Genomic DNA, 16,175 nt, shown 5'->3' on the forward strand with positions numbered 1-16,175 from the left:
CTGTGCTGGTTCGACTGGCGGGACGCGGGATGCCATGCATGACCCGGTCCTCGCTTCTGTTTTCATGTTGCTGCCTACTGCGCTTTACTTCTTGAACCGGACCACGGCGTCCCGCGACGCCTGGGTCTGCGGCAGCGTGGCGATCTCGCCAAGCGTCACCGGCTTGGTGGGAAACCGCAGCCGGTAATAGCCCACGTCACGCGGATGGCGCTGTTGTTCGTCGGCGATCAGTTCGGTCACGGTCAGCCCGCACAGACGACCCTGGCACGGCCCCATGCCGCAGCGCAGGAACGCCTTCAGCTGGTTCGGGCCCTGACAGCCGATGCGCGCGGCGTGGCGCACCTGTTCGGCGGTGGCTTCCTCGCAGCGGCAGACGATGGTGTCGCCCACTGGGCGGCGGAACTGCGGCAGCGGGCGATACAGCACCTCGAAGAACTCGCGGCCCCGCGTGGCGCGCGCCAGCGCCGCCTGATGCGAGGCGGCCTTGCCGTCACGGGTTGCCTTGCCGATGCGACCCAGCGCGGCAGCGGCATGCACGGCGGCGATGCGGCCCCGATGCTCGGCGGCCACGGCGCCCGCGATGCCTGCGCCATCCCCGGCAATGCTCACGTGCGGCATCGACGTCGCGCCCCATGCATCCACCATCGGCTCCCAGCAGTCCTGGCGCTCGTTCCAGACATGCTCGGCGCCAATGGCGCGCGAGAGGTTGGTATTCGGCACCACGCCCTGATGCAGCAGCAACTGGTCGATCGCCATGCTGTGGCGCTGGCCCGCCGCCTGATAGCGCAGCTCGGCGACCTGGCCGCCGGCGCCGGCGATGGCTTCAAGCGCCGTCACGCCGCTCACGATCGGCACGGCCTTGCGAACCGCGCGCAGCAGCTTCAGCCCCTTGCCGAGATAAGGCGAGCGAAGGAAGCCCCAGGCGTGCGGCAGCGCCTTGCGCCATTGGGCGCTATCGGTCGTCTCGAGAATCGCCTCGAGCTTCACGCCGGCATTCAGGTATTGATAGGCGAGCAGGTAGAGCAGGGGCCCGCCGCCCGCCAGCACCGTGCGCCCTTCGGGCACCACGCCGGAGGTCTTCAGCAGGATCTGCGCGGCGCCGGCCGTGATCACGCCGGGCAAGGTCCAGCCCGGAATGGGGAACGGCCGCTCCTGCGCGCCGGTGGCCAGGATGATGTGGCGGCAGTGCAGCAGCGCGGCCTGCGGGTCCTGGCCGGGGTGGGCCACCGAATACGCGACCTCGAAGCCGGCGGCCCGGCCATCGGTATCGGTATCGCCGTCGCCATCGCCCTCCGTACCAGGCTGCGCGTCGAGCGTGTTGACCGACCATACGGTTGCCGCCGGCAGATGGCGTGCACCGCTCCTGGCGAAGGGCTCCAGCAGGCTCAGGCCGTGCCAGTAGTCTTCGCCCAGGATCGCGCGGTTCTGCACCGGGGTGCTGCTGATCGCGCGGTAGATCTGTCCGCCCGGGGCCGGTTGCTCGTCGATCAGTACCGTCGACAGGCCCAGCGCGGCAGCTTCGGTGGCCGCAGCCAGCCCGGCAGGGCCGGCGCCGACCACGAGCAGGTCGCACGTAGTGGTAGCGATCTCGATGCTCATGCCGCCACCTCGCGCGCGCCGTGCTGGCGTTCCACGGTCATGCCATCGCGCACACGCGCCATGCAGGCCTGCTGGTTGGGCCGGCCGTCGATGCGGACCAGGCAGTCGTAGCAGATGCCCATCATGCAATAGGGGCCGCGTGCGGCGCCGGAAACGGCCGTGTCGCGGCAGGCCAGCACACCGGCGGCGAACAGGGCCGCCGCCACGCTGTCGCCTTCCCGGCATTCCAGCGCGGTGCCATCCACGGTGACCCGTACCTTGCGATCCGTCGCTTGCAGGACGGCCGCGTCAATGCGTCTGAACATGGAATCTCCGGGTCGAAAAAGTGGCCAGCTCGGGTGGCAGCTCGCCAGCGGCGATCATGGGGGCGAGGTGCATCGCGTGCGTGGCGGCCAGCGTCACGCCGCTATGGCAGGTGACGATGAACGCGCCGGGGTGCGTTGCCGATTGTTCGTAGACCGGGAAGCCGTCCTTGGCGCGCACGCGCAGCGCGGACCAGGCGCGTACCGCGCGCACGTCGCGCAGCGCGGGCAGGGTGCGCACGGCACGGTCGGCCAGCGTGGCCAGTATGGGCAGCGTGGTGACCTGTTCGGCGTAGCCCGCCTCTTCCTGGGAGTCGCCCACCAGCCAGCTGCCCTCGTCGTTCTGGCGCAGCGTGACCATGGGCGTGTCCAGCAGGCGGCGCGTGCGTTCGAGCACCAGGATCTGGCCGCGCTGCGGGGCCATCGGCAGGTCGATGCCCACCATGCGGCCCAGGTCGCCGTTGCGCAGGCCGCCGGCCAGCACGATCTTGCGCGCCCGCACGGTGCCATTCGGCGTGGTCAGCACGAAGTCGCCGCCAGGCTGCTGCACGATGTCCGTGATGCCGTGGTGCGGCAGGTACTCGACCCCGCTGGTGCTGAACGCGGTATGGAAGGCGCGCAGCAGCTTGAGCGGATTGACGATGCCATCGTGCGGCGTCCAGATCGCCCCGGTGACATCGGGACCCAGGCCGGGCACGAGCGAAGCGGCCTGGTGATGATCCAGGAACTTCCATTCGTAGGGCTCTACGCCGGGCTGTGACATCAGTGTGTTGACCCAGGCCAGGCGCGCCTCGATCTCGTAGTCGCCCATCAGCGGCGTCAGTCCGCCTTTTTGCTCGAGGGCCACGTCGATGCCGGTCTCCTGCAGCAGGCCGGCTGCAAGTTTTGGCCACAGCCGCGTGGAGTTCAGCGTCCAGCGGCTGTACGCGCCCATGCCGTAGCCCTTGCTCTGCAGCCAGACCAGGCCGAAATTGCCGCGCGAGGCGCGCAGGGCGATATCGCCCTCGTCGAGCACGGCGATCGTGCCCACGCTGCCGCGCAGGCCGTAGGCCACGGCCGAGCCGACCAGGCCGCCGCCGATGACGGCAACGTCGAACACGGGGAGTCGGGAGGTGGAGGCTGCGGTCATCTGCAGCGCCTTCCGTGAGGGGATTGCGGGCCTTGGGCCCTGCTGGAAATCATGTCTGGTACTCGCAAGCATCATGAAAACACCAGCCGAAACAGCGGTGTGTCAGTGCGAGCCAGTATGCGGAGCGCGCGCCGCGCGCGCAAATACGAGTCTGTCAGGCGTCTATACGAAAACCTGATAGCCCCGGTGGCAGGGATGCCGTTTCGGCAGCGATGAGTTCCTTCAGCCGCTCGATAAAGCGGTCCACCAGCACGTTGGCGGGCCGGTTCCGGGCCAGCAGGAGGTAGCTGACGAACGGTATACGCGGCCGGAATGGCCGGACCACCACCTCGGCGGCGTGCATGCGGGCGACCAGCGGATTGACGATGCCCACGCCCAGCCCCAGCCCGACCATCTTGCAGATGGTGGCCCCGTAGGGGGTCTCGAAGTGCATGACACGCCGGTCGTCGGCGGCGAACGCCGCATCCACGGCGGCGCGCAGGCCATCCCCGTGACTCATCGAGATAAAGGACTCGCCGGCCAGGTCGGCGGGCGTAATGACGTCCAGACTGGCCAGGCGATGGCCGGGCGGCAGCACGCAGCAGCCCGCGAGTTCGGCCACGGGCTGGGCATCGGTGACGGCGGCGGGGGGCAGGAACGATACCAGCCCGAGGTCGCAGTAGCGGCTGCCGACGCTGTCGGCCACCAGCTGCGTACTGCTGGTTTCCATGGCGACGTTGACGTCCGGGTAGTCGGCATGAAACCGCTGCAGCACCAGCGGGAGCACGGTCATGGCCAGCGAGGGGACCGTGGCGATGCGCAGCCGGCCCTTGCCGAACTGGCGAATGTTGCGGGCGGCGTCCTTGAGCGTGTCCAGGCCCACGAAGGCGCGTTCCACTTCGCGCAGGAAAGCCAGGCCCTCCTCGGTGGGAATCAGGCGGCCGGCGCTGCGCGTGAACAGCGTCAGTCCCGTGGACGATTCCAGCTGCGCGATCAGCCGGCTCACATTCGGTTGCGACGTGTACAGCTCGGTGGCCGCCGCGGTCATCGAGCCGGAGCGCATCACGGCCTGGAACGCACTGATTTCCTTGAACTTCATGCCGGGGTCTTGGGAGGGCGGGGACTAGCGGGCGATGGTATACCAGATCCGTATGGGTCCGTAGCGCATCGCCGCAGAATCACATCCCCTCCCGTTCCAGCCATGACTGGAACAGCCCGACCAGTTCATCGCCCCGTTTCTCGTCCGGCACGTAGGCGCAATAGCTGCGCGACGGCAGGCGCGGGCCGGCGAATGGGGCGACCAGCCGCCCGGCGGCGAGGTCGTCGGAGACCAGCGACGTCGGCCCCATGGCGATGCCGATGCCGTCGATGGCCGCCTGCAAGGTCAGGTAGAAGTGGTCGAAGGTCAGCGTGGCCGCCGGCCGCAGCCCGGGGATCTGCGCGCTCGCCAGCCAGTCCGGCCAAAGGCGCGGCAGGCTCGAGGTATGCAGCAGGGTGTGGTGGCGCAAGTCGCCCGGCACCCCGAGCGGCTGGCGCTGCAACAGCGCCGGGCTACAAACCGGCAGCCGCTCCTCGGTCAGGAAAGGCCGCATCGCGTAGCCGTAGAACGTGTCCGGACCCCCTCGGATGATCAGGTCATGGTCGTCCTTCAGGCTCTCCAGCGGCTCGTTCGACGTCTCCACCTTGATCTCCACATCGGGATGCTCGGCGCGGAATTTGGCCAGCCTCGGCACCAGCCAGCGCAGGGTGAAGGTCGCGGGCGCGTTGACGGACAGGGTCCGGGAGACCGGCCCGGGCACCCCGTAGCGCGCGGTGGCCTGCGCGAGCTGTTCGAACAAGGGGCCGATTTCCGCCAGATAGGCTTTCGCCGCCGGCGTCAGCGTCACGCGGCGGTTATGCCGCTCGAACAGCGCGGCGCCGAGCCATTCCTCGAGCAGGCGCACCTGCTGGCTCACCGCCCCGTGCGTCACGTGCAGCGCGGCGGCGGCTTCCTTGAAGCTGCCCAGCCGGCCTGCGGCCTCGAAGGCCCGCAAGGCATTGAGCGGCGGCAATACCCGTTTCATGGCAATAGATTTTCTAACGCGATGTGGCAATTTATCTGGTTTGTCGTGCCGCTTCAAGATAGATATTCTTGGGCATTTCCTGCTCCCCTCCCACCCCAATGCTCAGCTATACCGGCGGTATCGTGCTCCTCGCCGCCATGCTCCACGCGAGCTGGAACGCCATGCTGCACGGCAACCGCGACCGGTTCCTGTCGATGACGTGGATGAGCATCGCCATCGCGGCCGTCGCCACGCTCGTCGTCCTGCGCAACCCCTTGCCGGCCAGCGCCGCCTGGCCGTACATCGTCGCGTCGGGGCTCGTGCATATCGTCTACAACGTGAGTCTGGTGCGGTCCTATCGCCGCAACGACCTGGCGCTGGCGTATCCGATTGCGCGGGGCTCCTCGCCGCTGCTGGTCACGCTTGGCGCCGCGCTCTTCGCGGGCGAGGCGATCGGCCCCTTGCGGGCGCTTGGCGTCGCGATGGTCTCGGGTGGCATCATCGTGATGGCCCTGCAGGGGCACCGCGCGTCCCGCGCGGGGGCGCTGGCCGCGCTGACCACCGGGGCGATGATTGCCCTCTACACCGTGATCGACGGCATCGGCGTCAGGTTGTCCGGCGACCAGCCGCTCAGCTATACGGCGTGGATGTTCCTGTTCTACTGGCTGATGCCGGTGTTGTTCGTCGCGGTGCGGGGGCTGGCGCCGCTTTGGGCACCGGTGCGGTCCGAGCCGCTGGCGGTGGGTTCGTCGCTGGTCGGCGGGCTGGTGTCGATTGCCGCCTATGGCATCGTGATCTGGGCGCTGCAATCGGGTGCGATGGGCGCGGTCTCGGCGTTGCGCGAGACCAGCGTGGTCTTCGCGGTCCTGATCGGGCGGGTGTTCCTGCGGGAGTCGGTCAGCGGTACGCGCTGGCTCGCCTGCATCGTCGTCGCGGCCGGCGCGGTGTGCCTGGGGGTTTGAGCCTGCCACAATAGTTAATCAATCATCACATGAGGATGCGCAAAACATGAATACCGTCCCGCAGGCACCGCTGATTCTGATCACGGGGGGCAGTCGTGGCGTGGGCGCCGCCACCGCGCGCCTGGCCGCCGCACAGGGCTACGATGTGGCGATCAGCTACGTCGCCAATGAATCCGCCGCCCTCGCAGTGGTGGCCGATGTGGAAGCGCTGGGCCGCCGGGTGCTGGCCGTGCGCGCGGATAGCGCGGACCCCGAGCAGGTCGCCCAGCTATTCGCCGCCATCGACCAGACGTTCGGCCGGATCGACGTGCTGGTGAACAACGCCGCCATCCTCGCACGGCAGTCCCGGCTGGAGGATCTCGATTTCGCGCGGATGCAGCGCATCTTCGCCGTCAACGCCATCGGCCCCATGCTCTGCGCCCAGCAGGCGGCCCGGCGCATGTCCCAGCGTCACAACGGGCGGGGCGGCGTGATTATCAATATCTCGTCGGGCGCGGCCCGGCTCGGCAGTCCGAACGAGTATGTCGACTACGCGGCGTCCAAGGGCGCCCTGGAGACCTTCACCACCGGCTTCGCCAAGGAAGTCGCGCGGGAGGGCATCCGCGTCAACTGCATCCGCCCGGGGCACATCTACACCGAGATGCATGCCAGCGGCGGCGAACCCGGACGGGTGGATCGCGTCAAGGACTCGATCCCGATGGGCCGGGGCGGCCAGCCGGAAGAGGTCGCCCGCGCGATCCTGTGGCTGGCCAGCGCCGACGCGTCCTACAGCACCGGCACCTTCCTCGATGTCACGGGCGGGCGGTGAGCAGGCGCGCCAACGGGTGGGGGGCTACGGGGCTACGGGGCTTGGGCTACGGCTTGGGCTACGGCTTGGGCAGGCTGTGCATCAGGCGCCGGAAGTCATCAGGACATTGCGTCTTCAGCCGCTCCAGGCTGGTCCTGAGCTGGTCGACCCGGTCGGACTGGGTCTCGGCCTTGATCTGGCGGATCTGTTCGGCCAGTTCCAGGAACGCCTTCAGCGCGGCCTTGCTGTCGGGGTCGTCGGCAGGCTTCTGGTGTTTGACCAGGACTTCCAGGGCGTCCATGATGCGGCCGAGCTGGCGGCCATAGCTGTTTTCCGAGAGGATGCGGCGCTCCATGCCGGGGTCCCTCGAATTGTCCTCCGAGACAATGTAGGTATCCCCAAAGCGCCAGTTCGGCAGAATCGGCTGACTCAGCCATGGCGACACGAAGTAGCGCGAGCAGTCCTGCATCAGCTGCCGCGTGGAACTGGACCACGCATCAAAGACGTTCGGGGCAGGGTCATCGTGCGCGGTCGGCATGGTCGAGCTCCTTTGGGTGCGGGGTCGGTCGTCCAGAAACTATAGAAGACCGTGTGGGGTTTCGCCCGCCAGGATGGCGGACGCCGGCCCAGTGCCATGGCCTTCCACGCCGGCAGGTCTCAGGGCAGCCAGTGCGTGTCGCCAGCCACGGCTGGGGCAGGGGATACGGTGTAGTATCGGTGCCCGAACCCGTCCCAGTTTGGAGAGCAAGATGATCGTTTTCGTTACCGGCGCCACCTCAGGATTCGGCGCCGCCATTGCCCGCCGTTTCGCCACGGCGGGCCATCGCGTGATTGCGGCCGGACGCCGTGCGGACCGCCTGGCCGAGCTGGCCGACGCGCTGGGCCGCGACAAGGTATTGCCGCTGATCCTCGATGTCCGCGACCGCGAAGCCGTGGCCGCCGCCGTGGCCGCGCTGCCGCCGGAGTTTGCCGAGATCGACCTGCTGGTGAACAACGCCGGCCTGGCACTGGGCCTGGAGCCGGCGCAGAAGGCTGATCTGGACAACTGGGACACGATGGTCGACACCAACGTGAAGGGCCTGATGTATATGACGCGCGCCGTGCTGCCCGGCATGGTGGCGCGCAACCGCGGCCACGTGATCAACATCGGCTCCACGGCCGGCGCCTACGCCTATCCGGGCGGCAACGCCTACGGTGCGACCAAGGCCTTCGTGCGCCAGTTCTCGCTGAACCTGCGCGCCGACCTGCAAGGCACCCGCGTGCGCGTGACCGACGTGGCGCCGGGGCTGGTGGGCGGCACCGAGTTCTCGTCGGTGCGATTCAGCGGCGATCAGGCTCGCGTGGAGAAGGTCTACGAAGGCGCGGACGCCCTGACGCCGGACGACATCGCCGAAACCGTGTTCTGGGCCGCAACGCTGCCCGCGCGCGTCAACATCAACTTCGTGGAAGTGATGCCGGTCACCCAGTCGTTCGGGCCGCTGGCGATTCACCGGGAGTAAGGCAGGCATGGCGCAACGCGGAAGCGGTTGCGCCATGACCCCCGTTACCGCCGTTACGCGGTGACGACGCTCAGCACGACGTCGATATTGCCGCGCGTAGCCTTCGAGTACGGGCAGATGGCATCGGCGCGGTGCGCCACGGCTTCGGCCGCCTCCTGCGCCACGCCGGGCAGGTTGACGTGGATGCGGCCCTGCAGGAAGTAGTCCGCGCCAGTCATGCCCAGGTCCACCTCGATCTCGACCGACAGGTCGGCCGGCACCGCCACCTTCAACTCCTTGGCCGCAAGGCCCAGCGCGGCGATATAACAGGCCGACCACGCGCCGGCGAAGAGCTGTTCAGCCGTCGGGTGGGACTGCACCGCTTCATAGGCATAGGTCGGCGCCGTGTCGTTGCCGGGCGTGGTGAGATGGAGGTCGAGGTTGCCGTGATGGCGCGGGCCGCCCTTGCTGCCGGTGGTGTGGGTCTTGCCGGTGAACAGTACTTTTTCGATCTTGGTCATGATGGGTGAGGGTCTCTCTCAAACTAGTGTGGTTTAACAAATCGCATGCGATGTAATCGCATGCGTTGCATAATGGTTCACGGGACCGGACAAGTCAAGGCGTTTGTACGGCGCGCGTGAAGAAACCCGGCGGGCGGCGTGGCGGTGGGCCGGGGACGGCGCTCAGCGCTTACGATTGCGTCGCATACGATGTATTCTTTGCCATCGGCCCATCACGACGAGGAAGCAGATGAAACCCATTGATGAGACAAGCGCCGCGGATACCCCGCTGTCGGACTTCCTGTGCTTCGCGGTCTACTCGACCAATCTCGCCTTCGGCAAGCTCTACCGTCCCGTGCTGGACAAGCTCGGGCTCACCTATACCCAGTACGTCACCCTGGTGGCGCTGTCGGAGGCGGACGGGCAGACCGTCAGCGGCCTCGGCGAAAAGCTCTTCCTGGAGTCGAACACGCTGACGCCCATCCTCAAGAAGCTGGAGGCGATGGGCCATGTCGAACGCAAGCGCGACCCGGAGAACGAGCGGCAGGTGCGCGTGAGCCTGACGAAAAGCGGGCGACGCGTGCGCGAGAAGGCCGCGAGCACCGACCTGATGTCGGCATGCGGGCTGACGCCGCCGGCCTTTGCCAAGTTGCAGAAGGAGGTCATCGCACTGCGCGACAACATCGTGCATGCGGTCAAGGACGAGACGTAGGGCCGGTGCCGCTGGAGTGAACGCCGATCCTCTGGCATGATCGGCCACATTGTCGCGATGGCTTTGTCGCGGCCCCGGGGATCGGTACACATGATTGAACGCTTGGCGGAAGACGCGATCCTGACGCTGGCGGACAGCTTGCCAGACACGGTGTTCCTGGTCGACAAGGCTGGGAAGATCCGCTACGTCAATGCGCGGTGCGCGGAGAGCCTGGGCCTGTCCCAGGCCGCCATCATCGGCCAGACCATGATCGAACTGGTGGCGCCGCATGACCGCGACCGGACGCTCCGTGAGGCGGGCGCGGTGATGGCCGGGCACCGGCGCACGGGGTTCGAGAACCGCTACCGGCACCGCGACGGCAGTGACGTTCACTTCTCATGGTCCGCCCGCTGGCTGGAGACACATCAACTGCGCCTGGGCGTGGCGCACGATGTCACCGCCTTGCGCCAGCCCACCTGCGACCACCTGATTCCCACCGCCTTGCTGAATCTGCTCGAGCCCTGCGAGCAGCAGGTGCTGATGTTGCTGCTGACGGCAGCCTCCGAGAACCAGATCGCCGCACGGCTGGGCCTGACGGCATCCACCACGCAGGCGCATGTCGCCCGGGTCTTCGCCAAGCTTGGCGTGCGCGGGCGCATGGGGCTGATGAGCCTGTGCCTGCGCGGCATGGAGCAGACCTGAAGGCATAGCGGGGCGTTCGACGGATAGGTCAGTGCGGACAAATGCAGTAATGATGTATTGCGATCCGCTAACAATTATTCTCGAATGCGCGCCACGCCATTGCGGAGGCCACGCGCCGCAGCGACCAGAGCGAGGACTATCGGAACGCGGCGACGGCCTTTGCGGAGAAGCGCAAGCCCACCTTCGTCGGCCGCTGAGGCTCGTCGATGGGTTAGCCCGCCGCCAACGGCGCCACGGTCGCGCCCTGGATGCGGTGCTTTTGCAGCGCCGCCGCCACCGCGCCGGACGCCTTGCGCTCCTCGACGAACGCCGCCAGGAAGGCCGCCGCCGCGTCGCCGCGAGACTTCGGCACGCCCATCGCCTGACGGATCACCATAAAGCGCTCGTCCAGCAGGCGCAGGTTGGGCAGGCCCCGGATATCGGCCTCCAGCTGCTGGCGGACCCCGGCGGCCACGTCGAGATCCTGTTCGAGGAAGGTGCGCACCACCTCCTGCGACGACGGCGCGTGCACGATCTCCGCATGCTGGAGTTCGCGGGACAGGAACAGATCGTAGGCGCTGCCCTTGCCGACCACCACCCGGGTGCCGGCGTGATCGACATCGGCGTTGGTGCGCACCGGCGAGTCGTTGTGCACGAGGTAGTAGCCCTCGATCAGCACGTAGGGCTCCGTGAAGGCGATGCTGGCGCCGCGCTTGGGGTCGATGGCGAAGAAGCCGATATCGGCCTGCTCGTTCGCCACCAGATCGACCGACTTGCCGGCGGTCTCCACCACCACCAGTTCGAGCTTCACGCCCAGCCGCTCGGCCAGCGCGCCGGCCAGGTCCACGGATACGCCGCCAGCGCCGCCAGCGCCGCCAGCGGCGGGAACGTCAACGCGGTGCGCAAGAATCGGATTGCCCAGGTTGATCGAGGCACGCAGCACGCCGGTCGGGGCGAAGGCGTCCAGGAGTGGCTTGTCTACGGTCATGGGGTAGCAGTCGGAAACCTACGTTGGGGGAGGGCGCCGGCCCGCACCGGGGCGGGCGTGGCGGACATTGTATCGCCGCGTATCGGCGCCGGGCGTTCGTACATCGGCATACAGAACCGCCCCCGGCCCGATACACGCGCCACACACCGGCGCGTTGCAATGGCGACTCATTCCACTGCAACGCAAAGGCTTCCCATGACTGCTACCCGCACCCCCGCCCGCACCCCCGCCCGTATCTCCAGCCGTATCCTCGCCGCTACCGTCCTGCTGGCCGGCGCGGGGCTGTTCCAGGCCGCGCACGCCCAGAACGTCGGCCTCCATCGTACGGACCTGGTGCAGAGCGACCTGAGCACGCCGGGGCGCGAAGCCGTGCAGGTGCGGGTGGACTTCGACCCGGGCGCCGTCTCGATCAAGCATGCCCATCCGGGCGAGGAAATCGCCTACGTGCTGGCGGGCGAACTCGAATACCAGCTGGAGGGCCGCGCGCCGGTGACGCTGAAGGCCGGCGAGGCGCTGTTCATCCCGGACGGCACCGCGCACGTGGCCAAGAACGTGGGGCGTGGCAAGGCGTCGGAACTGGCGACCTATGTGGTCCGGAAGGGCGTGCCGCTGGTAGCGCCGGTCAAGTGACGTTCAAGGCACGGTCACGGCGCTTCCCTACAGGTCGCGCGTCCGGGGAATGATCACCGCCTGCCCGTGCAGCACGCCGTCGGCGTCGATCAGCTGCCACAGGGTGGCTTCCTCGATCATGAAGCGCTTGCCCGTGCGGGTGATGCGCACGCCGGTGTAGCCGGTCTCGTAGCCCACGCGCTGCACGCGCGCCAGGAACGCCTGCCGCTCCGCCTGATTGGGCGGCTCGGCGGAGAGCCGGGACGGCAGCCGCGTGATGGCGGCCCAGTCGTACTCGAAACGCTGCTGGGCGGCCAGGTTGCCGTAGACGAAAACCGGATCGGGCGCCGTGTTGTGGGCAAGTACCGCGAACGGCGCTTCCTCGTAGAGCCAGCGGGCCGCCTTGGTGGCGGGCATCGGCTCGGGCACCAGCGTGCGGCCGAGCAGCCGCTGGTAGCTATCGGCCAGAAGCTGGTAGTAGGCGGCGTCGCCGGGCTCGCGGGGGGAAAGTATCGAAGACATAGGCGTAAAGCGGAAGGAAGGGAGCCAAGACAGCCATCAGGCAGCCATCAGGCCGGCTGGTCGATGGACTGGCCGATCCGCCACAGCACCCCGGACGGATCGTCGATCGTGAAGTCGCGCATGCCCCAGGGCCGGTCCTCGGGCGGGTTCACGCGCACGCCGTAGCGCGCGCCCAGGTCCTGGGCCACCACGTGCTGCCACCACGCCTCCACATCCACCACCAGCAGCGACATCATCAGGTTCTCGGCGAACGGCTTCTCGTAGAAGCGCGTCAGCAGGAAGCTGGAGCGCCCGGCGTGCAGGTAGGCCATCTCGTCGCTGCCCCACGCCTCCGTAAAGCCGAGGTCGAGGTAGAAACGCTTCGACAGGTCGAAATCCTGCGCCGGCAGAAACGCCTTGATCTCGATGGTGTCCATGTTCGCGGTCATCGCCGGCTCCCGGGTTGAACAGATGTAACGGACTGAGCGGGCGATGATAGCGCGGCTTCAGAAATGGTGCCGCATGCCCACCATCACGCCGATGCGGGTGGAGTCGTCCACGTCCGTGGCCGGCGTGCCGGCCCAGTACTCGGTCTCCCGCCCCACCGCGCCGCCGCGCGCATGCACGATATCCGCCTCCACGTAGACGCTGGTGCGCTTGGAGAGCGCGTAGTCGCCCACCAGCGCGATGCTGTCCGCGTTGCCGCCGCCCAGCCGCACCGGAGTGTCCTGGAACTGCGTGGTCACGTCGCCGGACTGCTGGTAGCGGTAATAGGCGCCCGAGACGTGGAACGCCGGCGTGAGCTGGTAGCCGAGCCCGACGAACGAGATGGCGAAGCGCGCGTCGCCGGCGGACTCGCGCCGGCCCATGTGGCCGAGGTAGGCCGTAGCCTTGCCGACCGCGTAGGAGCCCCCCACCGAGTAGTTGCGCAGCGTGTTGGCGCCATCGTCGCTGCGGCGCTGGTCGTAGGCCACGCCGAGCACCACCGGGCCCTGCTGGTATTTCACCCCGCCGCCGAGCGTGGTGCCGCGCCCCATGCTGCCGGCCTGCTCGCCGGCGCCGTAGTCCAGCTGCACGGAGAACGGCCCCACGGTGCGCTGGTAGACCACGCTGTTGTCGATGCGGTAGTCCTGGAAGAAGATGTCCCCGCCGATGTAGAGCGGATCGGACCAGAAATTGCCCCAGCCCTGGTCGAGCGGGTCGAACGCCCAGCCGATGTTGTTGAGCGCGTTGTACTGGCGGCCGAAGGTCAGGCTGCCCCAGTCGCCGCTCAGGCCCACCCAGGCCTGCCGGCCGAACAGCGCGTTGTAGGACGCGCGGCCGTCGTCGCTGGCGAAGCCGCTTTCCAGCTGGAAGATGGCGTGCTGGCCGCCGCCCAGGTCTTCATCGCCCTTCAGGCCCCAGCGGCTGCCGACCATGCCGCCCGAGACCAGCGCGGCCTGGTCGTTGTGATGACCGTCGATGTTCGACGTATAGCGCACCGCCGAGCTGACGATGCCGTACAGGGTCACGCCCGGTGCGGCGTGGGCGGCGACGGGCAGGAGCCCGGCCGCAAGCAGCCAAAGGCTGGCTGGCTTCTTCATTGCGTTGTCCTCCGGAAAACGGACCGCCCGCGGCACACGCACGCGTGCCCCGGGAGGGTGGAGTCAGACAAACTGCCTGAGGATTCAGTCCTGCGCGCGGTCCCCGATGGGTCGCCGACGGGTTCCCGGAAGGGTTCCCGGATAGGTCTCCGATGGGGGGCGCAGGTCAATGACCGGGCGGCTGCGCGCGATGGGCGGCGCAGTCCCCGGAGCGAAGGTGAAGCAGAGGGGTGTTTGCCGGGCAGATGATGCTGGGAGGGGCTGGATGCAGCGGCGCCCCGGCCGGCAGAACGGGGCGTAGTTTACCGCATGCGCGGGGAAGCCCCGCGAAAGTGACGATTACGTTGCTAATTCATCTTCAGCCGAAGGTGAACGCGTAAGCCTGCACACCCGGATCGAGGAAGCGGATCTCGAACGTGTGGTCGCCAACTTCGCCCGCCTGCCGCACCAGCTGGTAGAGCCGGGTTTGCGTGACCGCGCCATTGCCGTTCTCGTCGGTGTCCGCGCCATGGCTGGCACCGGGCGGCTTGCCGTCGATGGTCACCTGGAAGCGCACCGCCTGCCCATTGGCTGCCGGGCCGAGCACGAGGTGCAGGTCGCGCGCATGGAAGCGGTAGGCGATGGTGCCGTTGGCGCGGTCAAGTGTCCCTTGCTCCGCTCCCACGGTCCAGCGGCCAGACAGCCCCCAGCTGTTCAGATCCAGCTTGCCGACCGTGTAGTCGCGCGCCGCATCGGGCCGCAGGCCGCCGGGGGAGGCGAAGTTGGTAGCCTGCTGGTACCCGACATAAGTCTCGCCCGAACGCACGTTGTTCAGGTCAGGCATGGCCTGCGCGCCGCGCGCCTCCGGGGCGACCAGCCCCGTGGCCACCGACTTGTCGCCGGCTTCCGCAAGTAGTGCTTGAATCACACGTTCGGACGTCGCATAGCCACCTTCGCCGAATTGGTGATGGCGGATGTTGCCGCGACCATCGACGAAATACGCCGCCGGCCAGTAGCTGTTGTCGAAGGCGCGCCAGATCTTGTAATTGCTGTCGATGGCCACCGGGAAGCCGATGCGGAAGTCCGCCACCGCACGGCGCACATTCTCGGGCTGCTTCTCGAACGCGAACTCCGGCGTATGTACGCCGATCACGGTCAGGCCCTGGTCCTTGTACTTGTCCGCCCAGGCGCGCAGGTAGGGCAGCGAGCGGATGCAGTTGATGCAGGAATAGGTCCAGAAGTAGACCAGCGTGACCTTGCCCTGCAACTGCTCCCGGGTGATCGGGGCCGAGTTGAGCCATTGCACCGCGCCGTCCAGCGCGGGCAGGCGGCCTTCGACCGGCAGCGGGGGCAACGCGCCCGACACACCGCCCGGGAAGCCCACGCGGGCGTCGTTGGCGGCCAGCAGCATGCCGTCATTGGTGTGGTTGGCGTTGCTAGCGGCATTAGCGGCATTAGCGGCATTAGCGCCGTTTTTTGCGGCCTGCGGCGGCATGTCGCGGGCCTTTTCCACCGCATTGAGCAGCGCCTGTTCGATCCCGGTGGTGCTGCCGGCCGACAGCCGCGCCAGCAGACCGGTGTCCGTGCCGGTGCCGATGATCGCCACGCCAGCCAGCACGCCCACGCCCAGGCCGCGCCGCAGCCACTCGCCGGCACCCATCGACCGCTTCATCGCCGCAAAGACCCGGCCGCCGATGCCCAGCGCCACGGCCAGCGAGCTGGCGGCACCCGCCGCGTAGGCGGCCAGCAGCAGCGACGTTTGCACGCTGGCGCCATTGAGCGCCGCGCCGGTCAGCACCAGGCCGAGGATCGGGCCGGCGCAGGGCGCCCAGAGCATGCCGGTGGCCACGCCGAGCAGCAGCGAGCGCCATACCGTGGAGGTGTCGCCATCACCGGCCAGCCGGTTGCCGAGTGCCACCACGGGTCGGGCCAGCCGGTCCGCCAGCGCGGGCAGCAGCAGGCTCGCGCCGAAGATCGTGAGCAGGACCAGCGCGGCGTAGCGCCCCACCTGATTGGCATGCACCACCCAGGCGCCGCCCACCGAGGCCAGCGAGGCCACGGCGGCAAAGGTCAGCGCCATGCCGGCCAGCATCGGCAGCGTGCTGCGCACGAAGGGCTGGCCGGCGCGGGCGAACACGAAGGGCAGCACCGGCAGGATGCACGGGCTCAGGATGGTGAGTGCGCCACCTATATAGGCAAGTATCAGCAGGGTCATGATTGGCATCCGGTAGGAAGATTGGCTTGCCTCGATCAGACCCGCTGCGCATATCGCCGATGTGTCGCCAGCGCGGCTGGGCGTATGCCACTGTGGCGAGGCCGTCGCCAGATACAGAGTGATACATGGCGGCGTCCGGCGGGCTCGCCG

18 protein-coding genes are annotated in these 16,175 nt (G+C 68.1%); 6 read left to right on the top strand and 12 right to left on the bottom strand.

Going from position 1 to position 16,175, the window contains the following annotated elements; genetic code table 11:
• Positions 1-84 precede the first annotated feature (84 nt).
• From SB751_RS07530 to gcvA, 5 genes are all read right to left on the bottom strand, one after another.
• Positions 85-1,599 (bottom strand): NAD(P)/FAD-dependent oxidoreductase, encoded by a 1,515-nt coding sequence (locus SB751_RS07530; protein WP_211943255.1) that lies wholly within the window; start codon positions 1,597-1,599, stop codon positions 85-87.
• Positions 1,596-1,904: a (2Fe-2S)-binding protein gene (locus SB751_RS07535; RefSeq protein ID WP_211943254.1), complete on the bottom strand. Its 309-nt coding sequence runs from the start codon at positions 1,902-1,904 to the stop codon at positions 1,596-1,598. Before SB751_RS07535 ends, SB751_RS07530 begins: the two co-directional genes overlap by 4 nt.
• On the bottom strand, positions 1,888-3,030 hold the full coding sequence (locus SB751_RS07540) for an NAD(P)/FAD-dependent oxidoreductase (RefSeq protein ID WP_144199952.1): 1,143 nt from the start codon (positions 3,028-3,030) through the stop codon (positions 1,888-1,890). Before SB751_RS07540 ends, SB751_RS07535 begins: the two co-directional genes overlap by 17 nt.
• 154 nt (positions 3,031-3,184) lie before the next feature.
• A complete protein-coding gene (locus SB751_RS07545) occupies positions 3,185-4,108 on the bottom strand; it encodes a LysR substrate-binding domain-containing protein (protein WP_410747905.1) in 924 nt (307 codons plus the stop codon).
• Positions 4,109-4,187: 79 nt separating this feature from the next.
• Positions 4,188-5,072 (bottom strand): transcriptional regulator GcvA, encoded by an 885-nt coding sequence (gene gcvA / locus SB751_RS07550; RefSeq protein ID WP_144199956.1) that lies wholly within the window; start codon positions 5,070-5,072, stop codon positions 4,188-4,190.
• 98 nt (positions 5,073-5,170) lie between these two features.
• Between gcvA and SB751_RS07555 the strand changes: the two genes are divergently transcribed.
• Positions 5,171-6,013 carry a DMT family transporter gene (locus SB751_RS07555; protein WP_144199958.1) on the top strand — a complete coding sequence of 281 codons (843 nt, stop codon included), beginning with the start codon at positions 5,171-5,173 and terminating at the stop codon, positions 6,011-6,013.
• A gap of 46 nt (positions 6,014-6,059) precedes the next feature.
• Positions 6,060-6,821, top strand: a complete 762-nt coding sequence (locus SB751_RS07560; protein WP_410747906.1) for an SDR family oxidoreductase — start codon at positions 6,060-6,062, stop codon at positions 6,819-6,821.
• 58 nt (positions 6,822-6,879) lie between these two features.
• On the opposite strand, the gene SB751_RS07565 is transcribed toward SB751_RS07560, so the two are convergent.
• Positions 6,880-7,338: a hypothetical protein gene (locus tag SB751_RS07565; RefSeq protein WP_144199962.1), complete on the bottom strand. Its 459-nt coding sequence runs from the start codon at positions 7,336-7,338 to the stop codon at positions 6,880-6,882.
• A 211-nt stretch (positions 7,339-7,549) separates the two neighbouring features.
• Between SB751_RS07565 and ydfG the strand changes: the two genes are divergently transcribed.
• Positions 7,550-8,299, top strand: coding sequence for a bifunctional NADP-dependent 3-hydroxy acid dehydrogenase/3-hydroxypropionate dehydrogenase YdfG (gene ydfG, locus SB751_RS07570; RefSeq protein WP_144199964.1), 750 nt, complete (start codon positions 7,550-7,552; stop codon positions 8,297-8,299).
• 53 nt (positions 8,300-8,352) lie between these two features.
• Here ydfG and SB751_RS07575 read toward each other — a convergent pair whose 3' ends face one another.
• Positions 8,353-8,799 (bottom strand): Ohr family peroxiredoxin, encoded by a 447-nt coding sequence (locus SB751_RS07575; protein ID WP_211943253.1) that lies wholly within the window; start codon positions 8,797-8,799, stop codon positions 8,353-8,355.
• A 229-nt stretch (positions 8,800-9,028) separates the two neighbouring features.
• Here SB751_RS07575 and SB751_RS07580 point away from each other — a divergent pair, with 229 nt between their 5' ends.
• Positions 9,029-9,490 (top strand): MarR family winged helix-turn-helix transcriptional regulator, encoded by a 462-nt coding sequence (locus SB751_RS07580; protein WP_092295696.1) that lies wholly within the window; start codon positions 9,029-9,031, stop codon positions 9,488-9,490.
• Positions 9,491-9,580: 90 nt separating this feature from the next.
• On the top strand, positions 9,581-10,171 hold the full coding sequence (locus SB751_RS07585) for a PAS domain S-box protein (protein WP_410747907.1): 591 nt from the start codon (positions 9,581-9,583) through the stop codon (positions 10,169-10,171).
• A gap of 211 nt (positions 10,172-10,382) precedes the next feature.
• On the opposite strand, the gene SB751_RS07590 is transcribed toward SB751_RS07585, so the two are convergent.
• The gene (locus SB751_RS07590) at positions 10,383-11,138 is read right to left on the bottom strand and encodes a transporter substrate-binding domain-containing protein (protein ID WP_144199968.1); all 756 of its coding nucleotides are present in this window, start codon (positions 11,136-11,138) and stop codon (positions 10,383-10,385) included.
• Between the two features lie 195 nt (positions 11,139-11,333).
• On the opposite strand from SB751_RS07590, the gene SB751_RS07595 reads away from it, so the two are divergent.
• Positions 11,334-11,768 (top strand): cupin domain-containing protein, encoded by a 435-nt coding sequence (locus tag SB751_RS07595; protein ID WP_144199970.1) that lies wholly within the window; start codon positions 11,334-11,336, stop codon positions 11,766-11,768.
• A gap of 27 nt (positions 11,769-11,795) precedes the next feature.
• Here SB751_RS07595 and SB751_RS07600 read toward each other — a convergent pair whose 3' ends face one another.
• The 4 genes from SB751_RS07600 to SB751_RS07615 form a co-directional block, all read right to left on the bottom strand.
• Positions 11,796-12,269 carry an MEKHLA domain-containing protein gene (locus SB751_RS07600; protein WP_144199972.1) on the bottom strand — a complete coding sequence of 158 codons (474 nt, stop codon included), beginning with the start codon at positions 12,267-12,269 and terminating at the stop codon, positions 11,796-11,798.
• A 47-nt stretch (positions 12,270-12,316) separates the two neighbouring features.
• Positions 12,317-12,697 (bottom strand): VOC family protein, encoded by a 381-nt coding sequence (locus SB751_RS07605; protein WP_092295655.1) that lies wholly within the window; start codon positions 12,695-12,697, stop codon positions 12,317-12,319.
• Positions 12,698-12,754: 57 nt separating this feature from the next.
• Complete coding sequence (locus tag SB751_RS07610; RefSeq protein ID WP_410747908.1) at positions 12,755-13,831, bottom strand: porin; 1,077 nt, start codon at positions 13,829-13,831, stop codon at positions 12,755-12,757.
• Between the two features lie 358 nt (positions 13,832-14,189).
• Entirely contained in the window at positions 14,190-16,025 is a 1,836-nt protein-coding gene (locus SB751_RS07615; protein ID WP_410747909.1) for a cytochrome c biogenesis protein DipZ, read from the bottom strand.
• Positions 16,026-16,175: the final 150 nt, after the last annotated feature.

Source organism: Cupriavidus sp. SIMBA_020 (genome assembly GCF_046535395.1).
Classification (GTDB): Bacteria; Pseudomonadota; Gammaproteobacteria; order Burkholderiales; family Burkholderiaceae; genus Cupriavidus; species Cupriavidus campinensis.

Bases quoted from the DNA above. Each gene is read 5' to 3' on its own strand.
- SB751_RS07610 (WP_410747908.1), bottom strand. From the start codon at position 13,831: ATGAAGAAGCCAGCCAGCCTTTGGCTGCTTGCGGCCGGGCTCCTGCCC.
- SB751_RS07595 (WP_144199970.1), top strand. From the start codon at position 11,334: ATGACTGCTACCCGCACCCCCGCCCGCACCCCCGCCCGTATCTCCAGC.
- SB751_RS07535 (WP_211943254.1), bottom strand. From the start codon at position 1,904: ATGTTCAGACGCATTGACGCGGCCGTCCTGCAAGCGACGGATCGCAAG.
- SB751_RS07590 (WP_144199968.1), bottom strand. From the start codon at position 11,138: ATGACCGTAGACAAGCCACTCCTGGACGCCTTCGCCCCGACCGGCGTG.
- SB751_RS07605 (WP_092295655.1), bottom strand. From the start codon at position 12,697: ATGACCGCGAACATGGACACCATCGAGATCAAGGCGTTTCTGCCGGCG.
- SB751_RS07585 (WP_410747907.1), top strand. From the start codon at position 9,581: ATGATTGAACGCTTGGCGGAAGACGCGATCCTGACGCTGGCGGACAGC.
- gcvA (WP_144199956.1), bottom strand. From the start codon at position 5,072: ATGAAACGGGTATTGCCGCCGCTCAATGCCTTGCGGGCCTTCGAGGCC.
- SB751_RS07565 (WP_144199962.1), bottom strand. From the start codon at position 7,338: ATGCCGACCGCGCACGATGACCCTGCCCCGAACGTCTTTGATGCGTGG.
- SB751_RS07615 (WP_410747909.1), bottom strand. From the start codon at position 16,025: ATGACCCTGCTGATACTTGCCTATATAGGTGGCGCACTCACCATCCTG.
- SB751_RS07530 (WP_211943255.1), bottom strand. From the start codon at position 1,599: ATGAGCATCGAGATCGCTACCACTACGTGCGACCTGCTCGTGGTCGGC.
- SB751_RS07600 (WP_144199972.1), bottom strand. From the start codon at position 12,269: ATGTCTTCGATACTTTCCCCCCGCGAGCCCGGCGACGCCGCCTACTAC.
- SB751_RS07575 (WP_211943253.1), bottom strand. From the start codon at position 8,799: ATGACCAAGATCGAAAAAGTACTGTTCACCGGCAAGACCCACACCACC.
- SB751_RS07560 (WP_410747906.1), top strand. From the start codon at position 6,060: ATGAATACCGTCCCGCAGGCACCGCTGATTCTGATCACGGGGGGCAGT.
- SB751_RS07540 (WP_144199952.1), bottom strand. From the start codon at position 3,030: ATGACCGCAGCCTCCACCTCCCGACTCCCCGTGTTCGACGTTGCCGTC.
- ydfG (WP_144199964.1), top strand. From the start codon at position 7,550: ATGATCGTTTTCGTTACCGGCGCCACCTCAGGATTCGGCGCCGCCATT.
- SB751_RS07580 (WP_092295696.1), top strand. From the start codon at position 9,029: ATGAAACCCATTGATGAGACAAGCGCCGCGGATACCCCGCTGTCGGAC.
- SB751_RS07545 (WP_410747905.1), bottom strand. From the start codon at position 4,108: ATGAAGTTCAAGGAAATCAGTGCGTTCCAGGCCGTGATGCGCTCCGGC.
- SB751_RS07555 (WP_144199958.1), top strand. From the start codon at position 5,171: ATGCTCAGCTATACCGGCGGTATCGTGCTCCTCGCCGCCATGCTCCAC.